Annotated in this window: 1 pseudogene; it reads left to right on the forward strand. The window is 51.3% G+C overall.

Annotated elements, in window-relative coordinates:
- Window positions 1-232 (forward strand): annotated as a pseudogene (locus tag EPG66_RS23130) (transposase); the annotation flags it as partial.

Here is a 232-nt window from a genome sequence, read left to right on the forward strand (position 1 = left end):
ATCGCGGTTATTCTGTTGCCAGCGTTGCAACACGTCTCGATATCACCACCCACAGCCTTTACGCCTGGATAAAGAAGTACGGTCCAGATTCTTCCACTAATAAAGAAGAGTCAGATGCTCAGGCCGAGATCCGCCGTCTCCAGAAAGAGCTGAAGCGGGTTACCGACGAACGGGACATATTAAAAAAAGCCGCGGCGTACTTCGCAAAGCTGTCCGACTGAGGTACGCCTTT

Origin of the sequence: Pantoea pleuroti, assembly GCF_014156615.1 — a bacterium.
GTDB classification, from domain to species: Bacteria; Pseudomonadota; Gammaproteobacteria; order Enterobacterales; family Enterobacteriaceae; genus Pantoea; species Pantoea agglomerans.